Raw genomic sequence first — 24,818 nt, 5'->3', positions numbered from 1 at the left:
ATTTTTAAATGCATAACTTTAGTTTTAACTTAAATATCTAATTTGATTTTTTTAAACGTAAGATAATTGGTATATGAGTAAAAGCTATTTAATTGCGGCCAAATTAGTTTAACTCCGCAATATGAATCTTTTGTATATTATGGTTCTTGGGTGTATTTGACCCTCTGTTTGCTTAATTAAAAGCTATGGAGGCATACAATTCCAAATTAAATTCATGATAGTTTTCATGTTTCCCTCTTTTTCCCCTTTTCTTATTTTTTATACCACTTTGATGAGCTTATAAAGCGACCCCGTATTTATTGAATAAATTAATCAATCTTTTTAAATTTAATTTGGTAGTCATTTATGATTATTTTACCATACACTGTTTTAACCAATCATTAAATCTGAGATGTCTCTGTTGATTTGATTTATATCTGATTTATCGCATCATTGCTCTGATGCAATTTTTGTATTCAACTTTCTTGTTTTCATATTTTTATTACAAGTATTATTATTCAATAAGTTTGATGCTAATTTGATTGCTATTTATTTCAAATTATAATTTGAATATTATCATGCCACATGACATGATTTAATAAAATGTTCACTTTTTTTCTTTTTTAATTCTAACGCATTTCACCTAGTCTTATATTAATCTCTGTACTGATCCCTTTCGATAAGGAAATAATCTTTGCAATATCACCTAGGGGCGACTCAATAATTTTCGAGCTGCAATTTATATGGTTAATCCCGTTCCTGATAATCAGCGAAATATCCTGATTAACATCCGATATCAAAGTACATTTCAACGTTTTGTTTCGCATATTCCAAGTTAGCTTTTGTACAGTTATTCTGTTTCTACCTTTAATGCCTTCAATTGAACCTTTTTCAAGCGATTGAGGTAAAGCAGGTAATAGTTCCAGAACTCCGGGCTCTGAAGAAATCAGCATTTCCATTAATACCGCAGGTACTGCATTACAGACATCGGTACAAAAAACGTTATGACCGTTGTAATGCGACGAAATCAAGTTGCCATAATAATAATCTTCGCTTACTAGCCGCATCATTTTCGAATTGAGCGATTCCCAATTTTTTAAGTTGGCTGCAATTAGTGCACTGTGCAATAATCCATGTCCTGCATTTTCATAATTGAAGGCATCTTTCTGCATTAAAGTCTGTCTGACCGCAGTAAAAAGTGTAGGATTATTCTCCGGGGTAATCTCCCTGAAAGGCCAAACCGTAATAAGGTGACTTGAATGCCTATGACTATAATTATCATTGAGTCCTTTCCATGACCACTCCATCAATGCACCATCATCGTTGATTAGGTATGGAGGCAGTTTATTTAATATTGAAGTCCATTTTTCGACACTCTGCCCTGAGCCTTGATCAAGGCCTAAAATATTACAGGTTTTTATCAGTGCCGTCAAACAGAACTTGGCTCCCGAAATATCATACGTTGAATTATTTACCAGCGAAATACCTAATCCTTTAGGTTGGTTTTCAGGAGAAATAGATCCTGCAAAAATATAGTTGCCGTTGCTGTCGGTAACTTTCAGAAAATCTTCATAGAAATATCCCATCTTTTTAAATAAAGGATAAATACGATTGCGAAGAAATGTGGTATCTCCGGAAATTAAATAGTGTTCCCAGAAAGGGTAAAGCAGCCAGCCCATTTCGCCAGTACAATACGAATAGGGGTAATATGTATTGACATCAGCTCTCAACCCATTCAGTCCGGCAGTATTTCCGGCAGATAACATACCCCGGCATCCCAATAATTTAGTGGCGTTAGTTTCAAATCCTGGGGCTAATCTTTCTATCAAAGTAAAATAGCCTTCCATGGCTTCAGGCATATTTCCGATGTTGCCTCCAGCTATCTGTAAATTCAGGTTCGCGTCCAAATGATACCACCCTTTCCAGCCAACCTTGCAGTCACCAGTCCAGAGGCCAAGCAAGTCAGGAGGAGATTGGGTACTACTGGATGAAAGGTAATAGTAACGTCCGGAATCAAAAATTCTCTCCCAAAGGGCCTTAACCGGCATGGTGGATTTTTTTTGCATATCCAATAATTCTTCATTTGATCGGGTGCGGTCTGCTTTACCCGCATTCAAATCAAACTTAACCCTGTCGTAGATTGCCTGATGTGTACTAATTTGTCCTTTTAGCAGTGTGTTATAGTCTGAAGACATCGTTTTCAACTCGAATTGGATATTTTCTTGTTCCCATTGTTTCTCACAATCACTGTAATATTTTTTTGTACGGGTCATCAGTATAATTGAATTCGCATCCGACACCTTTAACGTATTATTGATCAAACTCTTTTTTCCTCCGGAAACAATTACCCTTACCACGCCTTCGTAACCAGCCCCATTGGTTCCTGAAGGATAATTAACCCGCATATTCAGATTATCAACATCAGATGCATTGGTGAATGTCATTCCTGAAGGAAAGTGCATTCCGGGATCGGTACCCAACTGAATTGAACAAGTTACTGTTTTTCCTTTCGGTGGAGTTAAATATTGGACAATTACATCATCAGCCCGGGACACAAATGACTTTCGCTCCCAGTCGCCACGGTTATCGGTCCATTTAACCACGATTTCGCCTGTGCGATAATTACAAATGCGTGAGTAATTCCGAATTTCTCCATCTTCAGGAGTGGAAATCAACATTTCGAATCCGGGATGTTTATCCTGTTCGCCGCCGCCGACCCATCCGGCTGCTTTCACAGCCAAGGTATTTGCCATTTTGTAATCTCCGTTAATGCAATAATCCCTGATGGTATTTAAATCTTCTTTGCTAACCTGGTTAAATTTTCGTTCAGAAGTTGAAGCCATAAAAAAGCCCCGGTCATTAAAAATAACCGTTTCATTCAACGGGTTACAAAAAACGATGATCCCCATTTTTCCATTACCTGCCATAAAAGCATTCGGCCAATCGCGGTAAGTTTCTGGGAAACTGTAAGAAAAGCCGAACCTTTGTGGCTTATCTCTTTCCTGAGCGGATATATTATTTAACACTAATCCTAATGTCAAAATCAATATTAACTTCACCAATATTGTTTTCATTTATATACCTACTTTAAAGTGAATATTTAATTTATATTATGTTCCAAGCAATAATAATGGTAAAATGTCGTATTTCCATTATTGAGGTCTTCCAAAAAAAATATCAAAACATATAATGCTACAAAATCTCCAAGTCACCAAATCCACCAAAAACACATATTCAATATCTAAACTTTGACAACTTTATTTGTTTCGTTTCACGTCAAACCGAAGAAAAGTAAAAGCATTTTAAAGTGCTTACTCAATTTTATCACATAGTGTTTAGATAAAACACAGATTTAAATATTTGATAATGTGAATAATAATGATATGCAATACAAATGGACAGTAAAGGATTCATTTTATATTTCACTCTTGAATTAATGTATTTAATACACTACTAGCTTCATTGTTATCAAGTGCACTTATTGACCAACTTTCTCTTAAGCTGTACAATAACGCGATCGATACACTTTTCGCTAATCGTTTGGGTGGAACACCGGCGGCTAATGATAATCGCATAGCTCCAATCAAACGATCATCCCATCCTAATTTTCTTTTTGAGTCGCGAATAACACGAGAAACTGCATCTAACAAAAAAGGATTTACCATTCGAACTAATAAATTGTCGGCATACCTCATAAATCCTACCACTGTAAACAATTCATCAACTCCTTTATATTTATAAATCAGACCGGCACCAGCCTCAAGTAAAAATGCATCTTTGGCTATTTTCATTAGTTCGATATCATTTCCTGCTTCAACCATGTACTTATAGCCACGTTTATAAGCCAGATATCCGATCAAAGCATGAATGGCATTATGACCATATAGCTTTGCCTCTTCAAACGGCAATAAATCAGACTTTTCTTCAAATACTTTAATGCCTCTTTCAAAACCAGGCAAATTAATTTTTGATAACAGAATTCGGTTAAATTCTTCAACTAGTATTGCTTTTGGAATTTCAGGCGTCATGGTTATGATTCCCAATCGTTTTTGTTCTTCTTCATCAGTCACAATCCCTGACATCTTTCCTATAACAGTATTAAGGAATTGAATATTAGAGGATACTTCTGTGCCTAATGCCTTTACTACCGCGGCTTGCAGAATCTCTGCTGCTTGGTTATGGTTTTCTGCCACATAGATTATTTTTCTGCAGTCAGTGTCAGCTTTCTTAAAGCCTTCGGACAATATATTAACAACTGATGCTTCTCCTCCTTTATCAAAAAAAGAAACACTAGGCAAAGCCGTTGCCAGCTCATCCGCCTCAGCCACTGCATTGATTAATAAAAGACGGTCTTCGGCTACATTGGGATTAAATATCTGAATGGGCCCAATTCGTTCAGTTGAGATTCCATTCGTATGAGCTACGTTAATTTGACAAAATCCCCCTGAATTTCTAACTGCATTCACTAATGCAGGATCAATTTCAGCAATGACAAAACTTTTAAAATTGTTACTACACATTGCCTCATACAAGAACAATCCGGATTGGATAGCCCCAAAACCAAACCCAACAAATGATTTAGATTGTGATCCGGAGGAAGCTATCTTCCCTTCTTTATATTCTGACCCTTTTAAAAAAAGCAACCCTTTTCTTACAAATTCTTCGGGATCAGGACAGAGATTTTGAAAGATACCATGAGTATAACCCAAGCCAGAGTCACCAGTGTTGTATGTTTCCAACATCAACCTTACACAATTCTCCGTATTCGCAAGAGCGTCAAAAACAGTATGCCATGGAACAAGACCACCTCCAGGCACACCTCGGTCGTTTTCGCATGCATGAATCCCCCATAAAACGGGCAACACCAATTCAATGGCCTTACCATAATCACGTTCTTCGGTAATCATGTGGTAGGTATCTAAATTCACCAGAATATTTGAATGGCTGGATAAATCGATCAATCGCATTGCCTGTTCAGCCGTATTAATCAAGTGATTACGAAATTTACTCATCGGTTCGATGACTAATTTTACGTCTAAGTTATGAGCATATTCTGCAAGTTTTCTTAGGTTCTCAGCTGTTCGTAACAATTCATCAGCCGGTGGGCGTCGTTTGCACACATGACCCGGATGCCCATATATAGCGCCACAATAAGCAACTGCTCCCAACTCAGCAGCTTGGTCTATAATCTTCTTGTGCCATGTTAGTCCATATTCTCGACGCTTAGGATCATCATCCGATATATTGCAGTTTTCCGGCCAGAGGTTTCCGGGACCAACGGTTAGTTCCATTCCAAGTGATTCGGCATGTTTACGAAGTCGGTTCCTATTAAATTTGACATCGTCTCCAAGCGACAATTCAAAAAGGGTACACCCCATTTGACTTGCAGAATCCAATATGGGCAGGTCATTATCTGTCCAATGGGCTTTCCATAAAAATTGATGTACCCCATATTTATATTCCATATCTGATGTTAAAAGTTCATTTGTTTCATTAAATTATTAGAGCTACTTCTCATTTCTCAAATTCAGCAAATATTCACTACACAATTCATAGCGCCTGAACAACTAGTGTTAAGTTAATTTTGGTACGACGGTTCAATTGTGCAGCTTTACCAAAAAATACATGGTACTGTACACAATTCTATTTCGTATTTTTTTTATGTAATAAATGCTCTATTTCCTCAAGCGATTTGCCTTTCGTTTCCGGCATTATTTTCCATATAAAGAAAAATTGAGGAATCAGAATTATTGCGAAAAAATAGAATGTCATACTTTTACCTAAATTATCTCTTAGAACCGGAAACAACTGATTTAAGATAGCATCTGCAGTCCATACAGCCATAGTGCTGATAGCTACTGCCCGGCCCCTAATCCTTGTTGGAAATATTTCAGAAATAAAAACCCATTTAATTGGTCCCATCGAAAAGGCAAAGCATGCAACATACATGGTAATTACCGCAACTTTTAATATGCTTGAAGAATTTTCGTTGCCTAATAAAAATCCAAGTGAAACAAGTGAGATAAAACATCCCAAACTGCCCCAAAATAAAAGTGTTCTACGTCCGGCAATATCCATTAACCAAACAGCCAATAACGTAAAAGCAGAAAGAGATGATGCAATTACAATCATTCCGGTCATCTCATTGGTAAGTTGAATACCTTGCCCTCGAATAATCTCTGGTCCAAAATTCCAGATAGTCGTTATGCCGCTGAACTCTGAAATTACGGCAAGAAAAAGTGTCATAAACAAAACCAACCGCAACCCTGGTTTAAGCAATTCTTTTATCGACCCATTTTCTGCTTCAAAAGTTGTAGTAATTTGCTTCATTTGTTCAGTAGCGACTTCTATTCCATTAATGCGTTCAAGCACTTTCATTGCCTCGTCTTTTCTCCCTTTCCCAGCAAGCCAACGAGGACTTTCTGCAATAAATAAACATGATATAAAAAATAATATCGAAGGCAAAGATTCCATTCCCAACATGCTTCTCCAGATGTCTTTAACGAATATTGAACTTGACAGTCTACCTGTGTTGCTGTTTTTAATGGAATCATGCCATGAAAACAATCCTGTATTTACCATTATTGCCATAACAATACCAACACATATTGCTAATTGAAATAATGTTACCATTCTTCCTCTAATTCGGGCAGGAGATATTTCTGATATATACAGTGGACAAACCATTGATGCTATGCCAACACCAACGCCACCTATCCAACGAAAAAAGATTAAAGATGCGGTTGACCATGCCAAGCCGCAGCCTATAGAACATACTAATAGAAATATAGAAGAAATAACAAGCACTTTTTTGCGTCCAAACCTGTCGCTTACCGTTCCGGCAATTAAGCACCCAATCATGGCACCAACCATTGCTGAACTAACAAACCATCCTTCCATCAAAATAGACAACTGGAAATGATTAACAACAAGGTCTTTAGCCCCAGAAATGACAAACATATCATATCCAAAAAGCAATCCACCCATAGCAGATGCGAAGCTGCACAGAATAAGATAAAACATGCTGCCATCTTTACTCTCGATTCGAAATTCACTATTATTCATTGATATATAATTAGTTATCAATAATTTGATGTTTATAGATAGACACTATATATTCATAACTTGTTTATGACAACTAGCCATTCTGATGGTCGTTTCCAACGCTTTGATACAAACTGTTATTTACTGTCAATAAATTTTATGACTTTCAAGTTTAATCGTTCCAATATGAAAATGCAGCTTTAACTAGTGCGTGTAAAATGATTATTCTATGAGAAAACATAAGCTACGAAGAATGCTTTATTGCATAACAGAATATAAATTTCTGACTAAATTATTCAGCTATTTTCTAAATGCAATCCAAGCAAATTGCCCTGTAAAACAGAATCTTAAATGCCATTACTGAACATCTCTTGTTAAAATCTAAAGATTTCAAAGTCTAATTCAGAGGAGTCATAAATGTCAATTTCTTATTTTAACGATTCTTAAAATATGTGCATAATTCATTTAGTCCACGGATTTTCCATTTGATCCCAATTTTCGGGAAAGGGTACATATATCTCCAGTAATTATCAATTGGAAACCTTCCCAGAAATAGTTTAGCCTGACAATCCAAGTAGAATTAAATAATTTCACCAGTCCTTCATGTAGAAAATGACACTCTTTTTATATCCTAAATAAAGTCAGCAAAACGGCTACATGCCTGTTTTTAAAGGTGATAGATCATGCGGAATTTTTCAGAGTCACTTATAAGCAACTTTAAAGATGTCGTTTTTGTCCTAAAACATAGGAATTTTACAGTTGCCAAACATTGTGCATTAATATTTTGCACAATGTTATGACAACTCTTAGAAGTATTATTATAAGGATTTTAGGTAACTACAAATTACACCCAATTCATATTGTTTATTCATGTCTTTAAATATGAATCTTCCTTTTTTAATTTTCAAATAAACGGTTAACCAAAATCCTTTGTCTAGTTAAAAGAAATTTAATTATATCCTGGGTTCTGTTTTAACAAAAAACCATTTGGTGTTTTGCTTAAATCAATTTGCGAATTAGGAATAGGATAATATTCACTTCTTCCTTTCATAAACTTTCCGCCTCTAATATCTGTAACGATAGTACCTTCGTAGTTAAAATAATTATTCAAAGCTGTTTCAGCAATTCCCCAACGTACAAGATCAAAGAAACGATGTCCTTCCATCGCAAGCTCAAGTTTTCTCTCAAAATAGATGGCTTTAAGTGCCCTATCTTTTCCTATTCCGTCAAAGTATCCCGCTGGATAAATCGAGATAACATAATTAGCAGCTGGCAAATTGGAGAATCCATCCAAAGGTTTTTTTGGATCTTTATAATCATTTAACCAGCAAACTTTATTTGCAGCTCTTGCTCTAACCAAATTAACATATTCCTGGGCTTTAACTAATGAACCAGCATTGGCGTGTGCCTCTGCAGCCATTAATAATACATCAGCAAAACGAATAACCAATACATTAATAGCAGTTCCTGGAGCCCATGAACTTTGGTCGGCATAAATATCTTGAGTGGCTTGCCAATAGACATTTTTCTTTGGGCCATAAGGTCCACTATAGGATTGAGTGAGTACCCAAGATGCACCAGGATAATATCCCCAGTCGTGAAACGGTATTCCGCGACGTCCCACAGTCCAATCTAAGCGCGGATCAAGATTTCCGCCATCAGGAGTAAATTCTTCACTAGAAAGTAATCCCATGTCGTTTTTTACGGCCGCCTGATTATAGGCATCTACCAATGGTAAGCCTGATGCGTCTGTACGGTATGAATTAACCAGTTCTTGGCTTGGCTGGTGATAACCGCCACTACGACGGAATGGAGCATTCCCACCAGGAAAACAGATCATCCCTCCTTGATTTGAGTTCCCTACAGAGTTTGTCCCATTATTAGCGGTCATCTGAATGGCAAATACTGATTCTTTATTGTTTTTTGTCGCTGCATCAAAATTATCCTCAAATTTTTCAACCAACCCATATTTTAGTCCATTGGAAGTTTGACCTTCAGAAATCACCTGATCAAATATGGCTATAGCTTCAGAATATTTTTTTTGATATAAATAAGTTTTTCCCAAATAAGATCCTGCAGCCCATTTATTTGCTCGTCCAACTTGTGCTTGTATAGGAGGCAAATTATCGAATGCGAATTTGAAATCCGCTTCAATCTTCGGCCAGATATCCACATCGTTTGGTTGGTTAAAATCAGTTGTGGCTTCATCAATCCAAGGAACCATATTGAACATTTTTTTTAGTTCGAAATAAAAATGACCGCGAAGGAATCGCGCCTGAGCCTCTATATTCTTTCTATCAGCCTCCAAAATATTTTTTGCAAGCGGTAATTCGATCAAGACGGAATTCGAAGCAGTCACTCCATTATATAATACTTTCCATTTAATATTAAAAAAATTATTACTGCCATCTGCAATAAACTTTACAATGGGATCAATCGCTGGCAGATCACCACCGAAACTCCCTTTATGAGCATCACCTCCAGCGATACTACCATAAATCCAGTTATCGGGAGCACCTTCCCATCCATTTCCAGCTCCAATACCATCCATTAATGCATACGCACCAACAAGTAGTTTTTCAACTCCTGCCTTATTTGCCAATACCTCATCGCCCAGAGCTCCTTGAACAGGTTTTTGAAGAAATTCTTCATTACAAGAAATAAATGCCGAAAATAATATGACTCCGGATAGTACAAATATATTTTTTAACTTTTTCATATTACTGATTCTTTTTAGTTTAAAATTGACATTAGAATGTAAGATTTACCCCCATTAAAAACTGTTTCGGAGTAGGGTAGCTTCCTTCATCAATGCCGAAATTTACTGAGTTTCCTGAAACTTCAGGATCTAAACCTGAATACTTCGTGATGGTAAATAGATTTTCTGCTTGAAAATATATACGAAGTTTATCGATCTTTACCAATTCTAACAGTTTTGGAGAAAAAGTATAACCGATTTGTATATTTTTGGCTCTTAAATACGATCCATTTTCTACGAAATATGAATTAGGAACACTCGAACTAGAGAAAGATCCCAACTCTTCTTGAATAGGTGCTTTTGCATTGTGGTTTTGTGGCGTCCAAGAATTATTCAATGCAGTATGACTTTTGGGACCTTTCAAATTGCTATAAAAATCCGTCCACCAAAGTACATTATTCCAGATGTCATTGCCTGAGACTCCATAAAAGAAAATACCGAAATCAAAATTCTTATAATTTAACCCGAGATTTAATCCATAACTAAAATCAGGATTTGGATTTCCTAAGAATGTACGATCATCAAATGTGATTTTTCCATCTCCATTGGTATCAGCATATCGAAACCTTCCAACTTTTACATCACTTTGATAAACAGCATTCGGATCTTCAGTATTTCTTACACTTGCATTGGCTGCATCAATTTCTTCTTGTGAATTCCAGAACCCATCAGTTTTAAACCCATAGAATTGTCCCACAGAATGCCCTACGGCATTACGTACAATTGTACTGCCGCTGAAGCGTCGGCTATCTATGTCGAAATAACTGGCTAAATTGGAAACATTTAAAATTTTATTATTAAAGCTTGTAAAAGTCAGGCTTGCATCTAATTTTAAGTCTTTTGTAATATTAAAAAATGTAGAGGCTGATAAATCAATTCCTTTATTTCTCATTGCTGCTACATTTACAAATGGTTTTGAAGCCAGTCCCGCAGTTCCGATTAAATCAGGATTATAAAGCATATCTTTAATATCCTTACGATAGTAATCGATTGTTAAATTTAATTTCCCTTTAAATAGGGTTGCATCTAGTCCAATATTTAAATTGATATTTTTCTCCCATTCCGCATCTGGATTTCCGACCCTATTTTTCTTAAACCCTTCAATTAAAGAGTTTCCTGACCCTGTTATATCATAAGACGATAGTACACGATCACTTCCATATGTGGTAAAAGCATTCGCTGCATCTACATTTAATTGATTTCCCATTATGCCATACCCAGTTCGCAACTTCAAATCATCAATCCACTCAAGATTGGCACCTTGCATGAAGCTTTCTTTTGAAATTCGCCAAGCAGCGCTCACAGCAGGAAACCATCCATATTGTTTATTTAAGAAACGAGAGGAGCCATCCCGACGAATAGTTGCTCCCAAAAGATATTTATCATTATAAATATAATCTAAACGCCCAATATATGAGAATAAAGCATCGACATATTTGGAACTATAATTTGTCTGAGTACCAGACCCGGTACTTAAAGTGGTAAAATTAGGATCAAATGAGAAATAGTCATAAGTAGTACCCCCTACAGTGCCACCTGAGTTTTGATATGCTTCAGTTCCTGCAATTAAAGTTAGTTTATGAATATCATTTAATACTTTTTTGTATTGAAGTGTATTGGTCCATGTCCAATTATAGTTATTATTTGCACTTTCTGAATAGTAGTTAGCTGGATTGTTTTCCCCATTTTCATACTCCGGAAAATTAAATGATCGATACTGTCCATTCGATATTGCACCTCCAAAACTAGTTCGTAGTGTAAGATCATCAATAACATCAAATTCACCAAATACATTTCCAAACAAACTACTTTCCATTTGCTTATTATTTTTGTTGCGTTCTAACATTGCAACCGGATTTTTCGCATCTCCCAAAATTCCCCCATAAGCTCCTCCATAATTTCCCATAATATCATGAACAGGAATAATAGATTGTTCCCGAATGGCATAACCTATTGGACTACCTTCGTAGAGAGCGTTAACTTGTGGATTGCTCCTTACAGAGAATGCAATATTTTCTCCAACACGAATACGCTTAGTAACATTAAATTGGATATTTGCTCTTAGGATATAGCGCTTAAGATAAGTATTGATTAATGTACCCTCTTGATTCAGATAATTCATGGAGAATAGATATTTTGCATTTTCATTTCCTCCGCTGACTTCCAGATTATGCTTCATGGTTGGAGCTGCTGAAAATATTTCATGAAACCAATCCGTTCCTAATTTATTTGCCTTGGTTATTCTATAAAAATTTTGGATATCAGCGACATTTGTATAAAATGGATTCACATTATATAAAGAAGGGTTTACACGAGGATCTCCTTCAAGAAGCCCAATTGGGTAAATATAATCAGGTAACACGGGTTTGGCACCATTCCCATAAAGAGGATCATTAATTGCGACACCGGGATTGCTGTTTTTCATTGCACTCCATTTAAGGTCTGCTAATTCTTGCGGAGAATTCAAATCCCAGACATTGCCTTGTTCAACGGTTTGAATTCCATAGTAAGCATCATATTGCACTTTAATTTTTCCACTACCTGCCTTTGTGGTAAGGATAATAACTCCATTAGCGGCACGCGAACCATAAATGGAAGCCGAGGCATCCTTTAGTACTTGCATAGTTAAAATATCATCTGGGTTCAGATTGTTGATATTTGTAGTTGGCATCCCATCGACAACAAATAAAGGAGTGTTATTTCCAAAGGTATTAATACCACGAATGCGGATTTGGGGAGTTTCTCCAGGCTGCCCGCCGCCTAAAATAGTAACACCTGAAGCTCTTCCTTGGAGTTGACTTGTAACAGTTCCAATCGGTTGTTGCGCCAACTCTTTCATATTCACTACAGAAACTGCACCAGTCAGATCTTCCTTTCTCTGCGTTGCATAACCAACGGCAACAACTTCATCTAAACCAATAGTTTCATCTGCAAGAGTAATATTGATAGTTGCTTTTCCACCAATTACTATTTCCTGTGTTTTCATTCCCACAAATGAAAACTGCAAAGTGGCATTTCCAGGAACATTGGCAAGTAAATAATTTCCATTGGAATCAGTGATGGTGCCTGTAGTAGTTCCTTTTACAACTACTGAAACCCCTGGCAAAGAGCCACCCGAGGAATCCGTAACTTTTCCAGAAATGGATTTTTGCTGCTGGGCAGTCAATCCAGATATACCTTCCAGATTTGAAAGGATTATTTGCCGATTAACAACTGAGTAACTAATATCCGTCCCTTTAAGCAATTCATCTAGGATTCTGTTAATCGTCTGATTTGATGCATTAATGTTCACCTTCTGATTGACATTGATCAAATCTCTGTTGTACAGAAAGAAAAACTCAGACTTGTCCTCAATTGTTTTTAATACTTCTTCCAGTCGTTGATCGTGCTGGTTTAATGAAATCCGCGTCTGTTGAGAGTAGGAATCCAAAGCCATAACCTGAATGAGGCTAAGGAAAAAACAGAATAAAGTAAATCGTACCATTCTGAACATTTTTTTTAAGGCAGAACCTTTCCTTGCGGAAAAGGTTATCGATGCCCTTGGTTCTCGAAATTTTTCCATAAATTTACATTTGTTAGAGTGATTAAAATTTGTTGTTCTTCGCTCTGCAACCTTTCAGGAAAGTGCTGCAAACACTTTCCTGTTTTGCATTTTATCGTTTAAGTTTTATTATTACTTGTTTCTTTTTTAGAATTCCGTTCGAGTCTTGACCCCGGGTTTCTATTTTGTAGGTTATTGGTGTTGTCATAGCAATAAACCGTAAAACTTCATCAAGTGACTCCTCCTTAAAGGTTGCCTTAAACCTGAATTTTTTCAGTGACTCATCCTGAATTGAAATCTCAACACCATACCATCGTTCAAGTTTTTTTGCTGCTTGCTCCAAAGGTTCATTATCAATTACCAAATACCCACTTGTCCATGCTGAATAAATATTCGGGTCAACAGCCAATTTATCAAGAGAGTTTTTTTCGTGATTATATGATATTTTTTCACCAGGATGAAGAACTTGATTAAATGTTGCTGTTTTGCCTTTTACCTCAACTTTCCCTTCTTTCAAAACAATCTCGGTAACAGCTTCGTTGGCATAGGCAGACACATTAAACTTCGTTCCTAAAACTTTTATATTCATATCCTTCACTCCAACAGTAAAATCAGAATGCTCCCTATGCTTAACATTAAAAAATGCTTCACCCATGAGTTCAACTTTTCGATGACTGGTAAATTCAACCGGATATTTTAGTTTTGCTCCGCTGTTCAACCAACCTGAAGTGCTGTCGGGAAGCAAAAATTCGATCCTAGCACCTTCAGGAACATTAATTTCTAGCCATGCCTGTGCAGTTGTTTGGCTCGGTTTGGTGAAAAAATACAATGAAGCAGAAATTGCGATTAACGGAATTAAAATAGCAGCCACCTGCCGATAATATTGCCAGATACTCTTTCCCTTCTCATTTTTTTTCTCTTCAAGTAATATATTATACTGTATTTTCTCAAAAATAGAATGAAGGGACTTGGTATTTGCGCTGTCGGAAAATCCTTGCCATTGGTTAAACAATTGTTCTTCGACCTCTATATCATTTCTGACATTGGTAAACCAATGTTTTATATCCAAATACTCGTTATACGAGTATTTCCCTTTTGAAAAATCGAGTAGTGTTTTATAGTTGATTTTATTTTCCATGGTTTTATATCTAAACCTTTAAATCAAACTTCTGTCATTATATCCTGAAACAATGGATATCCCTAGTGAAAAAATAATCTTTCTTCACTTTTTTTGATATTCCTAAAAAAAAACAAATCTAGCATTATTAAGATACTGTAGTATTGCAACATACAGATATAGTAAAATGAAATACGTAGTAAGAATAAGGCCGGGTTTTCAGAAAATCAAAAGCTTATAAGGCAATTCAATTGTTTACAACAATTGGGATTGACGGCAGAGGATCGCGGATTAACCAATAAAAAGATGAAAGAATATTAAACCTTGAATCTGTAGTTTATCAAACTCACTCTTTAAAAATCGCATGGCTTCAGTAATATGGTATTCCACCGTTTTCGTGCTAATATTTAATTCTTCAGAAATTTCTTTCAGCGATTTCTCTTCGATCTTCTTTTTGATGAAAACTTCCTTGCGTTTTTCAGGCATCTGTTTAATCAATTCCTCCAGTTTATCCAACATTGCCTGATAATCGGAACGGTCATCGAAATCAGATTTGAGTCCAGATGAATCAAATAAAATATCATGCTTTAATTCGTTTAACCTTGAAAGTTGATTAAAATATTTACGGATTGAGTTAAGCGCTATTGTAAACAGGTAAGATTGGAAAGACGTATCCGTTTTTAGTTCTTTTCTATTGTTCCAGATTTTAATAAAAACTTCCTGTACAATATCTTCAGCCGCTTCTTCTGACTTTAAGTAGCTCAATGAGAATTGAAACAATTGCTTACTATATCGTTCAAATATTTTTTCAAAAGCGAAATGATCCCCCTTCTTTAATTCCTTCAATATTTTGGACTCTATAGGTATCATTAGTTTCTGTGAGAGAGTGCTGATTTATATTTTCACCTGACAAATCTAAAAAATGAATTCAATATTATGAGAATTCATGCAAAAAGGATTAATTGTACGAGGTTCTATTTCGTTGTAACAAATTCAGATTAGGTTCCATACCATACTTATTTAAATCAGAAATGTTTATTTCTGCTTCTTTAGGTTTATAGGTTTATTTGAATCTTTTCTTTAATGAAGTAGTCCCAACATCTTTGAAAGGGTTTCTATCGGAACACCGTTCGACAGGGTTACTGATGTGGCAAATGTATGACGGGCTACATGCATAGATAAATTCTTTTTGATTCCACATATGCCTGCTAGTTCTTTGAGATATTCATTCATTTTTTGGTTTGAGCGCACAGGAAGCAATTTCCCTCTGTTCTGGATTACGGGGAAATTTTCATATTTCGGCAATATGGCTTTGGCTTGAGGTAATAGAAGGAACTCTACACCGGATATCTGTCTTGGTCCGGTCAATAATGAGCCATTCTCCGTCATCATTTCCTTGATGGATATGTGTACTGTTCAACTTTTTTAGTTCTGCATAGCCCAATCCGGTATAACACGCAAAAATGAATATGTCGCGAATGGTCTCCATTCTGAATTTACCGATCTCCTTATTTCTGATTTGCCCCAGTTCCTGAATTGTTAGGCAATCGCAGTGAGTTTCATTACGGGAAACTTTGAATGAACTGTAACGATCGCAAGAAATCGAATTCATGTTGCGACCAGCAGATAACCTACCCCTCCAATATTAGGGTTTACGTAGTCGAGCGGAGTTTTCTTGCTAGTTTGTACTGATGCACAGATAAAAAGCAGCAACACTCCAACAAGTATAGAAAAAAGACTCTTGATTTTCATTTTGTTTGATGTTTAGATTATAAATAGGATTTGATTTTTTTTATCATGGAAGTTTCCATTGTTAATAGAATCTTTTTATTTAGCATCCCTTCGGCCTGCCCTGTCAACCAAAAGCAATGGCATGAACATTCCTTCGAATTATAAAAACAAGACGTGATCACTGATCAGTGTGTTATCTATACCTATCTTTAATACCCACCCTACTCCACAGATTACTGTGTTTTGTCCACGATGAAATCCACTACTGGTTTCGGATCCTCCGATCCAATTGCAAAATGGCCATCACCCTTGTGGATGATCACCTTAAAGTTTCCGCCAAGTTTCTTGTATTTCTTCTCCGCCACCCGTGTTTCGCGGCCGAGCCATGGATCGAGGCTGCCGCAAACATGCAAGATCGACGCTCCAGCTTTGGCGAGCGGCGAAAGATCATCAATGTGCGGCACTTTTGCGTCTTCGTCAGGATTTCCCTTCGTGACCATTGTGCCGCGCAAGACGGGGTTCTCGCCGTAGATGCACGAAACCTTGTCCGCATTTTCGACAGCCCAGGCGTATGCCTCCCCGGCGCTCGCGCCGATGCCTTCCAGTGCCGGCTTTTTGGAGAAACCAGCGTCGGTCATGAGTTTATAAACAGCATTCCAATCCTCACGCTGCGGGCCTCGCTGTGCAAGCAGCGGCGGGGCGACGATATAATACCCCTTGGCGAGCAAAGCCAGATCAATCTCCGAAGTAGTACGGTCGATGCGATCTGCGCGCATAACCCACAACTTCCCGGGGGCCGGATTTTTCGGCACGAGCACTGCCAGACCAGTGTTTCCCCACGACCGGATGGTCTTGTCATAACGGTCATAGCACGGGGAGAACTGCGGTCCCCGGCAAGTGGCGTAAGTATCCTCCTTTGGGAGGTAGATGTAGGAATTCCCGACGCTGTAATAAGAGGACTTGACGTAGGAGTCGTCAAGGAAAGCAGGCTGGGCGGCCGGAGCGGCCTGAGCCTGTTCGATGAAGTCGGCGATTATCTTGGGATCCTGCAAACTGTGCGGATGATGGGCGGCGCCTTCCTTGATCATGATGGTGATCCGGCCTCCCGCTTGGTGATAAACGTTCTCGACGGCCTTTGTACAACCCAGGACAAAATCGAGGCTGCCACAAACGTTCAGCAACGGCACGTCGCGCCTGGCGAGTTCTACCATCTTCGAAATATCTTCTTGCCTAATAGCGGGGTTGTCGGCGTAAATCGCAGAAACCTTGTCAGGATTGGCAGTGGCCCATTGATAAGCATTTACGCCGCCCTTGCTCATGCCGTCGAACGCCGGTTTATTCGACAACCCATGCTTCTCCGTCAGGAAAGTGTACCATGCGTCCCACTGCTTGCCCGGGTCGGGGGTGATGAAAGCAATGTGAAAACCACGCCCGAGCAGTTCCACCTCGGCCTGGGGCCGGTGATCCCAATAGCAGGCTTGCCACGACCATGGATTGCCTGGCGCTGCAATCTTTGGAACGATCACAATACAACGTCGCTGTCCCTTTTCCGGAGCCCCAACACCATTTTTTTCACCTTCCGGCGCTTTGATTGGGGTTATTTCCAGAGTTTGCTCGTCCATCACAAAATCGTACCGGTCATATCCATGCCAGGAAGTTTTTTCAGAACCGAACCCTGAATTTTGTGCAGATACCGGTGCAATTCCAAGAATAAAAGCAATACATGCAATAAAAATTAATGCAGCATTACATTTCATCTTTGACTGAAAATTATTCCTGTTTAATGTTGATTCATTCTTTTTCATTTTTATTTATTATTTTTTGTTTCGTATCAACTCAATGCCGCATTTAACGCGGTTTTCATTTTGACGATTCCGATATGCTATTCCTTTTTTAAACTTAACTCTGCTGTTAACACCTTCTTGGAAGTCAAAGAAGATTCACTTGGTTGGCAACCACCCATTGATAACAGAAATTGACCGGACTGGATAATTCTTTTCCCCGATTCGTTGATGATTGAGAAGTCTTCTGGCTTGAGGATCATTTCAACAACCTTAGCTTCTCCGGCTTTTAGAAATATTTTAGCAAATCCCTTTAAAGTTCGAATGGGAATCGGAACAGTAGCCGTTCGGTTGGATATATATAACTGAACGATTTCATTTCCATCTGTTTTCCCGGAATTTGTTACTGTTACAGAAACTTTAACCGATTCTCCTGCACATATGGTTTTCGGCGCATTCAAATTGCTGTATGTAAAAGTCGTGTAGCTTAATCCATGACCAAATTCAAATAGCGGTTCTTTCCTGAAATAGCGGTAGGTTTTCCCCTCCATGTTGTAATTGCTAAAATCGGGCAGGTCGTCAGCCGATTTATAAAAGGTGATTGGCAAACGTCCCGAAGGGTTGTAATCGCCAAAAAGGATGTCAGCAATAGCAGTACCACCAGCCTGCCCCGGGTACCATGCTTCTAGTATGGCCGGAATATTTTCTTTTTCCCAGTTGATGGAAACAGCGCTGCCATTTAGTAATACTAAAACAACAGGTTTGCCGAGAGATTGAATCGATTTGATAAGATCTGACTGAACATCAGGAAGACCGAGACTAATACGGTCACCTCCTTTAAAACCTTTCACTTCAACATCCATTTCTTCACCTTCGAGTCTTGGTGATAATCCCATAAACATCACAATTACATCGGCTTTTGTTGCAATATCCATGGCCTCTTTTTTCAGATCTGCACCAGGCACTTGCCATAAAAGATTCATGGATGCCATTCTGCAAGTATCGGTAAAGTAGATATCTACAGGGTAACATTTTCCGGCTTCAAGTGTTTTCTTTCTATAAACTTTTGAAGGATTGTCAGGGGTAAAGAATTTGACAATCCGCTCCCCATTAAATTCCATCCGATACTTATGTCCACCTTCTCCGCCAATGTAATATTCACCGGTTTTTGGTGCCTTTATAAATCCACTCCAATGTACGCTAAAATTGTTGTCATCGAAGCCTTTGCCAGGAGTACCGTCCCACCAGTTAAATTCAATTTTATCGTCCACGCGTCTCATTTGGGGTTGACCCTTAAAATTACGGTTCGGGAAATATTCACCTTTTAGCCCATGCTTTTTCATGTCCGATGCAGTGAAAAGCATTTCGTTGGGTATAATCTCCAGGGCAGGCAAGTTTTCAGCAAGGTTACAGCCACGGGCATACAGTACTTTCGTATTGGGCAATTTCTTTTTGATCCCGTCAAGCGGGGTAACCGGATTCCTGGAATAACCATTGTAGTTGGCATACATCACTTCTACATCATTTGCATTTGGTCCTATCACCGCTAAAGTTTTTACAGCTTTATCCAAAGGAAGGAGGTTGTTCGAATTTTTCAGCAATACCATAGATTCTCTGGCAGCCTCTTCTGCAATCTTAACATGTTCGTCAGATTCGACAACTGATAAAGGAATCTTCGCGTAAGGAACCATTTCGTCAGGATCAAACATACCAAGTTCAAAACGTGCCTTCATCAATCGTTTTAAGGATACATCAATTTCGGCTTCAGTAAGCAGACCGGTTTTAACAGCTTCAAGCAATCCCTTATAGGTCCTCCCGCAATTTAGGTCGTTTCCGGCTTTTACTCCCATCGCAGCAGCTTCAGGTTTCGTATTAACAATTTTATGCCCGGTATAAAAATCTTCGATGGCATCGCAATCCGAAACAATGTAGCCTTTGAAACCCATTGAATCCCGTAACAGCTCGGTTAACAAATGGTTGCTTCCGCAACATACCTGTTCATTGGTACGGTTGTAAGCGCACATAACCGACTGAACATTGGCTTCCTTTACTGTCATCAGGAATGCAGGCGTGTAAGTTTCCAGCATATCACGATCGGTTACAACAGCATCAAAAGAATGTCGGCCGATCTCTGGGCCACTGTGAACCACATAATGCTTTGATGTTGCTATTACTTTGAAGTACTTGGGATCATTCCCTTGTAATCCCTTAATAAATTGAACGCCAATGCTACCTGTTAGAAACGGGTCCTCGCCATAGGTTTCCATACCTCTTCCCCAACGGGGATCGCGAAAGATATTAATATTGGGACTCCAGAAAGTAAGCCCCTGAAAAATCTGAACTGCTCCTGATTTTTATAATTATGGTGTTTTGCCCTTGCTTCATCAGAGATGGCATTACCCAGTTTATGAATTAGAGCAGTGTCCCATGTAGCCGCCATACCGATCGATTGAGGGAAAACAGTTGCATTACCGGCACGGGCAACGCCATGCAAACATTCATTCCACCAGTTGTATTTTGGAATTCCCAAACGCGAAACTGAATCGGCATCACTCACCACCTGACCAATTTTCTCCTCAAGCGTCATCCTCGACACCAAATCGTCGACCCGTTTTTCGATGGATAAAGCCGGATCCTGAAATGGAAATTTATATTTGTTCTGACAGGAGATCATGCTGATGATAGCAATCGTGACAATTAAATAAATACTTTTCTTTTGAAATTTCATCTTTGAATTGTTTTATCAGTTGTGTTTTTGTCCAGAACCCGGAAGCTTCATTTTTCTATTTTCAAAGAGTGGGTACAGGGGTTTTATCTTGCCCTAACTCGAAATCTTTTGCATTATCAAAGTAGTCATACAAAGGTTGAAGAACTTTACCACCATCACTATTATTCTCGGCAACTGTCAGCGAAAAAACTATGATTCTGCGGTTATTCGGAAGCGTTACTTTCTGAGCACCTTTGGGAATATTCACTTCATATTTATAGATGTAACAATACTGGTAGGCATCATTTTTGAAGGATAATCAATATGGCGGTGAGAAGCAAACCAAGCGATGTTTTAAAAGGTTGTATCAGAGGTCAACAAAATCAAGTAACCCATCACCCAAATTTATTTATTGGTCTTAATCACTTTTTGAATTGTTCCATCCGGATTATAAAAAAGTTTATCTACGCAAATCGATCTTTGCCAATCATTAAACTTCCCATTATCACTTGACAATTTACTATTATGGTAAAAAGCGTACGACTGCCCCTTATATTCAACAATTGAACCATGATTGGTGTAGCTGTCGGTCGGATCCATGTAGATCCCCTGGTATTTCCATGGCCCCAGCGGGCAGTTACTTGTGGCATACCTCATCCGGTTGTCTCCTTTTACCCCTTCCTTGTCATCGCCCTCATCATGGTTGTCGGAATACGACAGGTAATAAACGCCATTGCTCTTGTGTACCCATGAGGCTTCATGGAAATCGACCAACCCTTCCATCGGCTTCATTTCGCCATCAACTTCGATCATGTTGTCTTTCAGTTTGCCACCTTCGCATTTACCGCCGCCACCGTAAAATAAATACGCCTGCCCATTGTCATCTACAAACACACATGGGTCAATCATCGATTTCAATCCTTTAATATAGCCCACTACGTTGAAGTCTTTGGCCGGGTGTTTGCTCACTGCCACACCGATTTTCCACGAATTATTCCACCGTGTATCACTTGGATGAGGAAAATAATAATAGTATTTCCCATTCTTGTAAGCACAGTCAGGTGCCCACATAAAACCACCTTCCTTGCGACCCCATTCGACATCTTTCGAACTCAGAATGACACCATGATCTTTCCAGTGAACCATGTCTTTGGTAGAGTACACATGGTATTGGTCCATTAAATCACATCCGCGTGGCGGAGAAACATCATGTGAAGGGTAAACATACAAACGACCATCTTTCCACACGTGGGCCGATGGGTCGGCAGTGTAAATATCAGTCACAAAAGGGTTGCTCTGAGCAAAACATCCAACAGAAAACAGGGTGAGCATCAAAGCAAAAAAAATTCTAATCGTCTTCATTGTTATTAAAAATTAATGGTGTTATTTAAAAATCCAAATTGAAATTTTATACCGGAACTAGTCCTGGACAGGAACATAAGCTATTCGATTGTGCCAATTTGGTTCAACTCCAAACTTTGTTAATTTCTATTTCCGATCATTAGGTAATTCTATTTCTAAAGGTTTGAGTTCTATTACCTCCCATTGCGAGATCGGCCCAATTTCATTTATAATTTTAAGCCACTCGGATGGCCTTGTCCAACGCTTCGATACAAAGCAGTTATTCATTGCCAGATAAATTCGGGGATTGTCGGGTTTCGTATTTTTTTCAAATAGAGATGTAATCATTTCAGAAATTTTTATATCTTTTTAAATTGTCAATTTAAGATATATATTAATTCAATATTGAAACTCTAATTTTTAAAAATAGATAATGTTTTAATCTAATATTCAATGTAATAATACAATAATCAAGAATTTAAATACAAAAATTTTGAACTCATAAATGATACAAATATATTTACTTATATCATACAAAATATATTTGTATGATATTTTTAAGATCTTTTATTTTAGAAAAAGACAGGGATTGATAGAAATTGATCTCAATTTAGGAATTGAGGCATCGGGAATGATTTTTATTCCGAAAGCAAAATCCAATCATTCAGATAATTATTGGATTCTGCAATATAAAGCAGGTCGAAGGTTAAATTAAATTTTAACCCGGCTGAAAATTAAAATTTCAGCTTTTCAGCGTCGGTGGACTGTTTTGTCTTGTTGTACAACGAAGAAGATTTTTCTGACATCTTTAAACAACAACAAGAGTATAGAATATCAATAATGGTAATCTGTCCAATTATGAGAGGCATATCAATATCTAAAAAAAGGTTCGCATTCCGGGGAGTGGTGTACAGGTTTGTGTTGGATACCTTTGTTAACGGAGAAATGGCAAAATCGCTTAAACTGATCACATAAATATTGTTCGCACTTGCCACTCTTGCACATTCAACTATTTCGGCAGTCCGGCCGGAAGAAGAAATCACAAACAAAACGTCGTTCTCAGTCAGGATTGATACCTTCATTTTATAGAGAGTCGAATCTGCCTCGTGATAACAGGGAATACCTATCCTGAAGAATTTCGAGTAGGCATATCTAGCACTGATACCGGATGCGCCGGCTCCGATAAAAAAAACATTTTTTGCACTTGTTAATTTCTCAACAGCAAGGTCGATTGCCAAATAGTCAATTATTGCCATGCTCTCTTCAAGAATTTTTGAAGAAAGCTTGTACACTCTTTCGCAAACCTGTTCAGTCGAAGCATTTGAATTGATTGTGAAGCCATCGATCATCTCTTCGAGATTCTTACTGGCCAGAATATCGCTAGTCAGATTATTTTTAAGCTCCTTGAATCCCGAAAACCCGATTTTTCGGCAAAACCTTGATATCGTTGCATAGCTGGTATTCGAATTTTCGGCAAGTTCTACTATCGTGAAATTGACAATGCGTTCTGTATTATGAAGAATAAAATCTGCCAGGCGTTTATCGGCAGTTTTAAGAGAATCGTAAACGCCATTAATTCTTAAAATACAACTACCTTTTAATGTTTTGCCTGTACTAGTCATTTATTTCTCTATTGATTCCTTGAGTAATCCAAATTACTTCGTTGTGTGCAACGGGATAAATTTATACATTTTATACTATCAATGAAAATAGATCCAATTGTTACCCCATTTTTTCGGATAGCAGTTTAACGCAGACTTATATTCTCCATTTAAAGTTAGGAAATCAGGCAAGTGTCCATATCATATAGGCAAATCCTTTAGCAGAATCAAATCCCCAAACAGCAATAGCCAAAGTCATACAAAAGAAATTAACAGAGAATCGCATCCTGATCAGTTTCCGCTGACGACCATAACAACATCGCCTTATAGCATTCGATATACCTACTTCTTCAGGGTCATACCTGGCTTATTTTGATGATATTCTTGTCTACACAAAAAAGGATGATTCTGCAGCAATTTGCCACCAAGTTAAAGCCGATGAGAAACTTCAATTTATCACTTCAAGAAATCAGACCCTTGCATTTAATAATGTCGCTTTAAAATCTAATATCAAAATATATGACCTTTCTGGTGTACTAATGTTTGATTTTGTGCTAAGCAAGACTGAAGTGCCAACCAAATTGAGCAATGGAATATATGTTGTTAAAGTGACGAATAAATGGGTAGTTTACAGCCAAAAAATCATTCTTTAATAGACTGCCAAATTAAATGTTCAAATTACAATGATTTAAAATTTGATTAATTCATTAAAGGATCTTTTATACTCTTCATTATACAATTGTTTGTATTCCTTGATAAATTTCTCATATGTCAATTTTCCCAGACTATGCTTTCCTAAGCAATATTCAGCCTTACATTTTAGTATGATTGCGTCTTCATTACTTCGGTCGAAATTAAAAATACAATCAGCCAAATGAACGATGAACTCAGCATCTGTTTTTAAATCACATTTTTCAGCGTATGCCACCAAAGTATCAACGATTTTATCAGAGACATCTGATTTAAAATCATCAAGCCATTCATAGTTGGCGTTCATTAAAAAGGCCCCCTTTTGAGTTATCTCCACTAATCTGCTGACATTTTGTTTGGTGAGATTTGATTTCGAACTGGTAATCTGTAAAAATTCAGCATAATCACTTTTAACTTCCTGCTTATCGAATAATCTTAAACTTAAATCGGATTTATTCTAATTAATCCAGTCGATATTAGTTTAAAAAATATTCATTATCTTTGGTTCAGAATGATACGTTCTTCAAT

16 protein-coding genes are annotated in these 24,818 nt (G+C 37.8%); 1 reads left to right on the top strand and 15 read right to left on the bottom strand.

Annotated elements, in window-relative coordinates; all coding sequences use genetic code 11:
- Positions 1-608: 608 nt before the first annotated feature.
- The 14 genes from AQPE_RS21625 to AQPE_RS21560 all read right to left on the bottom strand — a co-directional run bounded on the left by AQPE_RS21625 (position 609) and on the right by AQPE_RS21560 (position 23,621).
- Complete coding sequence (locus AQPE_RS21625) at positions 609-3,053, bottom strand: glycosyl hydrolase family 95 catalytic domain-containing protein (RefSeq protein ID WP_318348560.1); 2,445 nt, start codon at positions 3,051-3,053, stop codon at positions 609-611.
- Positions 3,054-3,401: 348 nt separating this feature from the next.
- Positions 3,402-5,444, bottom strand: coding sequence for a TIM barrel protein (locus AQPE_RS21620; protein ID WP_318348559.1), 2,043 nt, complete (start codon positions 5,442-5,444; stop codon positions 3,402-3,404).
- Between the two features lie 178 nt (positions 5,445-5,622).
- On the bottom strand, positions 5,623-7,044 hold the full coding sequence (locus AQPE_RS21615) for a sugar porter family MFS transporter (RefSeq protein ID WP_318348558.1): 1,422 nt from the start codon (positions 7,042-7,044) through the stop codon (positions 5,623-5,625).
- Positions 7,045-7,972: 928 nt separating this feature from the next.
- A complete protein-coding gene (locus AQPE_RS21610; protein WP_318348557.1) occupies positions 7,973-9,742 on the bottom strand; it encodes a RagB/SusD family nutrient uptake outer membrane protein in 1,770 nt (589 codons plus the stop codon).
- A 31-nt stretch (positions 9,743-9,773) separates the two neighbouring features.
- Complete coding sequence (locus AQPE_RS21605) at positions 9,774-13,343, bottom strand: TonB-dependent receptor (protein WP_318348556.1); 3,570 nt, start codon at positions 13,341-13,343, stop codon at positions 9,774-9,776.
- 91 nt (positions 13,344-13,434) lie between these two features.
- The gene (locus tag AQPE_RS21600) at positions 13,435-14,460 is read right to left on the bottom strand and encodes a FecR family protein (protein ID WP_318348555.1); all 1,026 of its coding nucleotides are present in this window, start codon (positions 14,458-14,460) and stop codon (positions 13,435-13,437) included.
- Positions 14,461-14,730: 270 nt separating this feature from the next.
- Positions 14,731-15,285, bottom strand: coding sequence for an RNA polymerase sigma factor (locus AQPE_RS21595; protein ID WP_318348554.1), 555 nt, complete (start codon positions 15,283-15,285; stop codon positions 14,731-14,733).
- Between the two features lie 234 nt (positions 15,286-15,519).
- Positions 15,520-15,672, bottom strand: coding sequence for a site-specific integrase (locus tag AQPE_RS21590; protein ID WP_318348553.1), 153 nt, complete (start codon positions 15,670-15,672; stop codon positions 15,520-15,522).
- 58 nt (positions 15,673-15,730) lie between these two features.
- The gene (locus tag AQPE_RS21585; protein ID WP_318348552.1) at positions 15,731-16,051 is read right to left on the bottom strand and encodes a site-specific integrase; all 321 of its coding nucleotides are present in this window, start codon (positions 16,049-16,051) and stop codon (positions 15,731-15,733) included.
- A gap of 352 nt (positions 16,052-16,403) precedes the next feature.
- The gene (locus tag AQPE_RS21580; protein ID WP_318348551.1) at positions 16,404-17,975 is read right to left on the bottom strand and encodes an alpha/beta fold hydrolase; all 1,572 of its coding nucleotides are present in this window, start codon (positions 17,973-17,975) and stop codon (positions 16,404-16,406) included.
- Between the two features lie 77 nt (positions 17,976-18,052).
- Positions 18,053-20,218: a glycoside hydrolase family 3 C-terminal domain-containing protein gene (locus AQPE_RS21575; RefSeq protein ID WP_318348550.1), complete on the bottom strand. Its 2,166-nt coding sequence runs from the start codon at positions 20,216-20,218 to the stop codon at positions 18,053-18,055.
- Positions 20,188-20,679 carry a glycoside hydrolase family 3 N-terminal domain-containing protein gene (locus tag AQPE_RS21570; RefSeq protein ID WP_318348549.1) on the bottom strand — a complete coding sequence of 164 codons (492 nt, stop codon included), beginning with the start codon at positions 20,677-20,679 and terminating at the stop codon, positions 20,188-20,190. Before AQPE_RS21570 ends, AQPE_RS21575 begins: the two co-directional genes overlap by 31 nt.
- Positions 20,680-21,063: 384 nt before the next feature.
- The gene (locus AQPE_RS21565; protein ID WP_318348548.1) at positions 21,064-22,020 is read right to left on the bottom strand and encodes a family 43 glycosylhydrolase; all 957 of its coding nucleotides are present in this window, start codon (positions 22,018-22,020) and stop codon (positions 21,064-21,066) included.
- Positions 22,021-22,733: 713 nt separating this feature from the next.
- The gene (locus tag AQPE_RS21560; RefSeq protein WP_318348547.1) at positions 22,734-23,621 is read right to left on the bottom strand and encodes a MurR/RpiR family transcriptional regulator; all 888 of its coding nucleotides are present in this window, start codon (positions 23,619-23,621) and stop codon (positions 22,734-22,736) included.
- 305 nt (positions 23,622-23,926) lie between these two features.
- Between AQPE_RS21560 and AQPE_RS23940 the strand changes: the two genes are divergently transcribed.
- Positions 23,927-24,253, top strand: a complete 327-nt coding sequence (locus tag AQPE_RS23940; protein ID WP_404801026.1) for a T9SS type A sorting domain-containing protein — start codon at positions 23,927-23,929, stop codon at positions 24,251-24,253.
- A gap of 35 nt (positions 24,254-24,288) precedes the next feature.
- On the opposite strand, the gene AQPE_RS21555 is transcribed toward AQPE_RS23940, so the two are convergent.
- Entirely contained in the window at positions 24,289-24,627 is a 339-nt protein-coding gene (locus AQPE_RS21555) for a hypothetical protein (RefSeq protein WP_318348546.1), read from the bottom strand.
- Between the last annotated feature and the right edge of the window lie 191 nt (positions 24,628-24,818).

Source organism: Aquipluma nitroreducens, from assembly GCF_009689585.1.
GTDB classification, from domain to species: domain Bacteria; phylum Bacteroidota; class Bacteroidia; order Bacteroidales; family Prolixibacteraceae; genus Aquipluma; species Aquipluma nitroreducens.
Note: the sequence above shows the minus strand (reverse complement) of the source record. Positions and strands in the feature narration are given on the sequence as shown.

Coding starts and splice junctions, on each gene's coding strand:
- AQPE_RS21620 (WP_318348559.1), bottom strand. CDS start 5,444: ATGGAATATAAATATGGGGTACATCAATTTTTATGGAAAGCCCATTGG.
- AQPE_RS21570 (WP_318348549.1), bottom strand. CDS start 20,679: ATGAAATTTCAAAAGAAAAGTATTTATTTAATTGTCACGATTGCTATC.
- AQPE_RS21580 (WP_318348551.1), bottom strand. CDS start 17,975: ATGAAAAAGAATGAATCAACATTAAACAGGAATAATTTTCAGTCAAAG.
- AQPE_RS21615 (WP_318348558.1), bottom strand. CDS start 7,044: ATGAATAATAGTGAATTTCGAATCGAGAGTAAAGATGGCAGCATGTTT.
- AQPE_RS21565 (WP_318348548.1), bottom strand. CDS start 22,020: ATGAAGACGATTAGAATTTTTTTTGCTTTGATGCTCACCCTGTTTTCT.
- AQPE_RS21600 (WP_318348555.1), bottom strand. CDS start 14,460: ATGGAAAATAAAATCAACTATAAAACACTACTCGATTTTTCAAAAGGG.
- AQPE_RS21610 (WP_318348557.1), bottom strand. CDS start 9,742: ATGAAAAAGTTAAAAAATATATTTGTACTATCCGGAGTCATATTATTT.
- AQPE_RS21585 (WP_318348552.1), bottom strand. CDS start 16,051: ATGAATTCGATTTCTTGCGATCGTTACAGTTCATTCAAAGTTTCCCGT.
- AQPE_RS21605 (WP_318348556.1), bottom strand. CDS start 13,343: ATGGAAAAATTTCGAGAACCAAGGGCATCGATAACCTTTTCCGCAAGG.
- AQPE_RS21575 (WP_318348550.1), bottom strand. CDS start 20,218: ATGGAAACCTATGGCGAGGACCCGTTTCTAACAGGTAGCATTGGCGTT.
- AQPE_RS21590 (WP_318348553.1), bottom strand. CDS start 15,672: ATGAATGAATATCTCAAAGAACTAGCAGGCATATGTGGAATCAAAAAG.
- AQPE_RS21560 (WP_318348547.1), bottom strand. CDS start 23,621: ATGACTAGTACAGGCAAAACATTAAAAGGTAGTTGTATTTTAAGAATT.
- AQPE_RS21625 (WP_318348560.1), bottom strand. CDS start 3,053: ATGAAAACAATATTGGTGAAGTTAATATTGATTTTGACATTAGGATTA.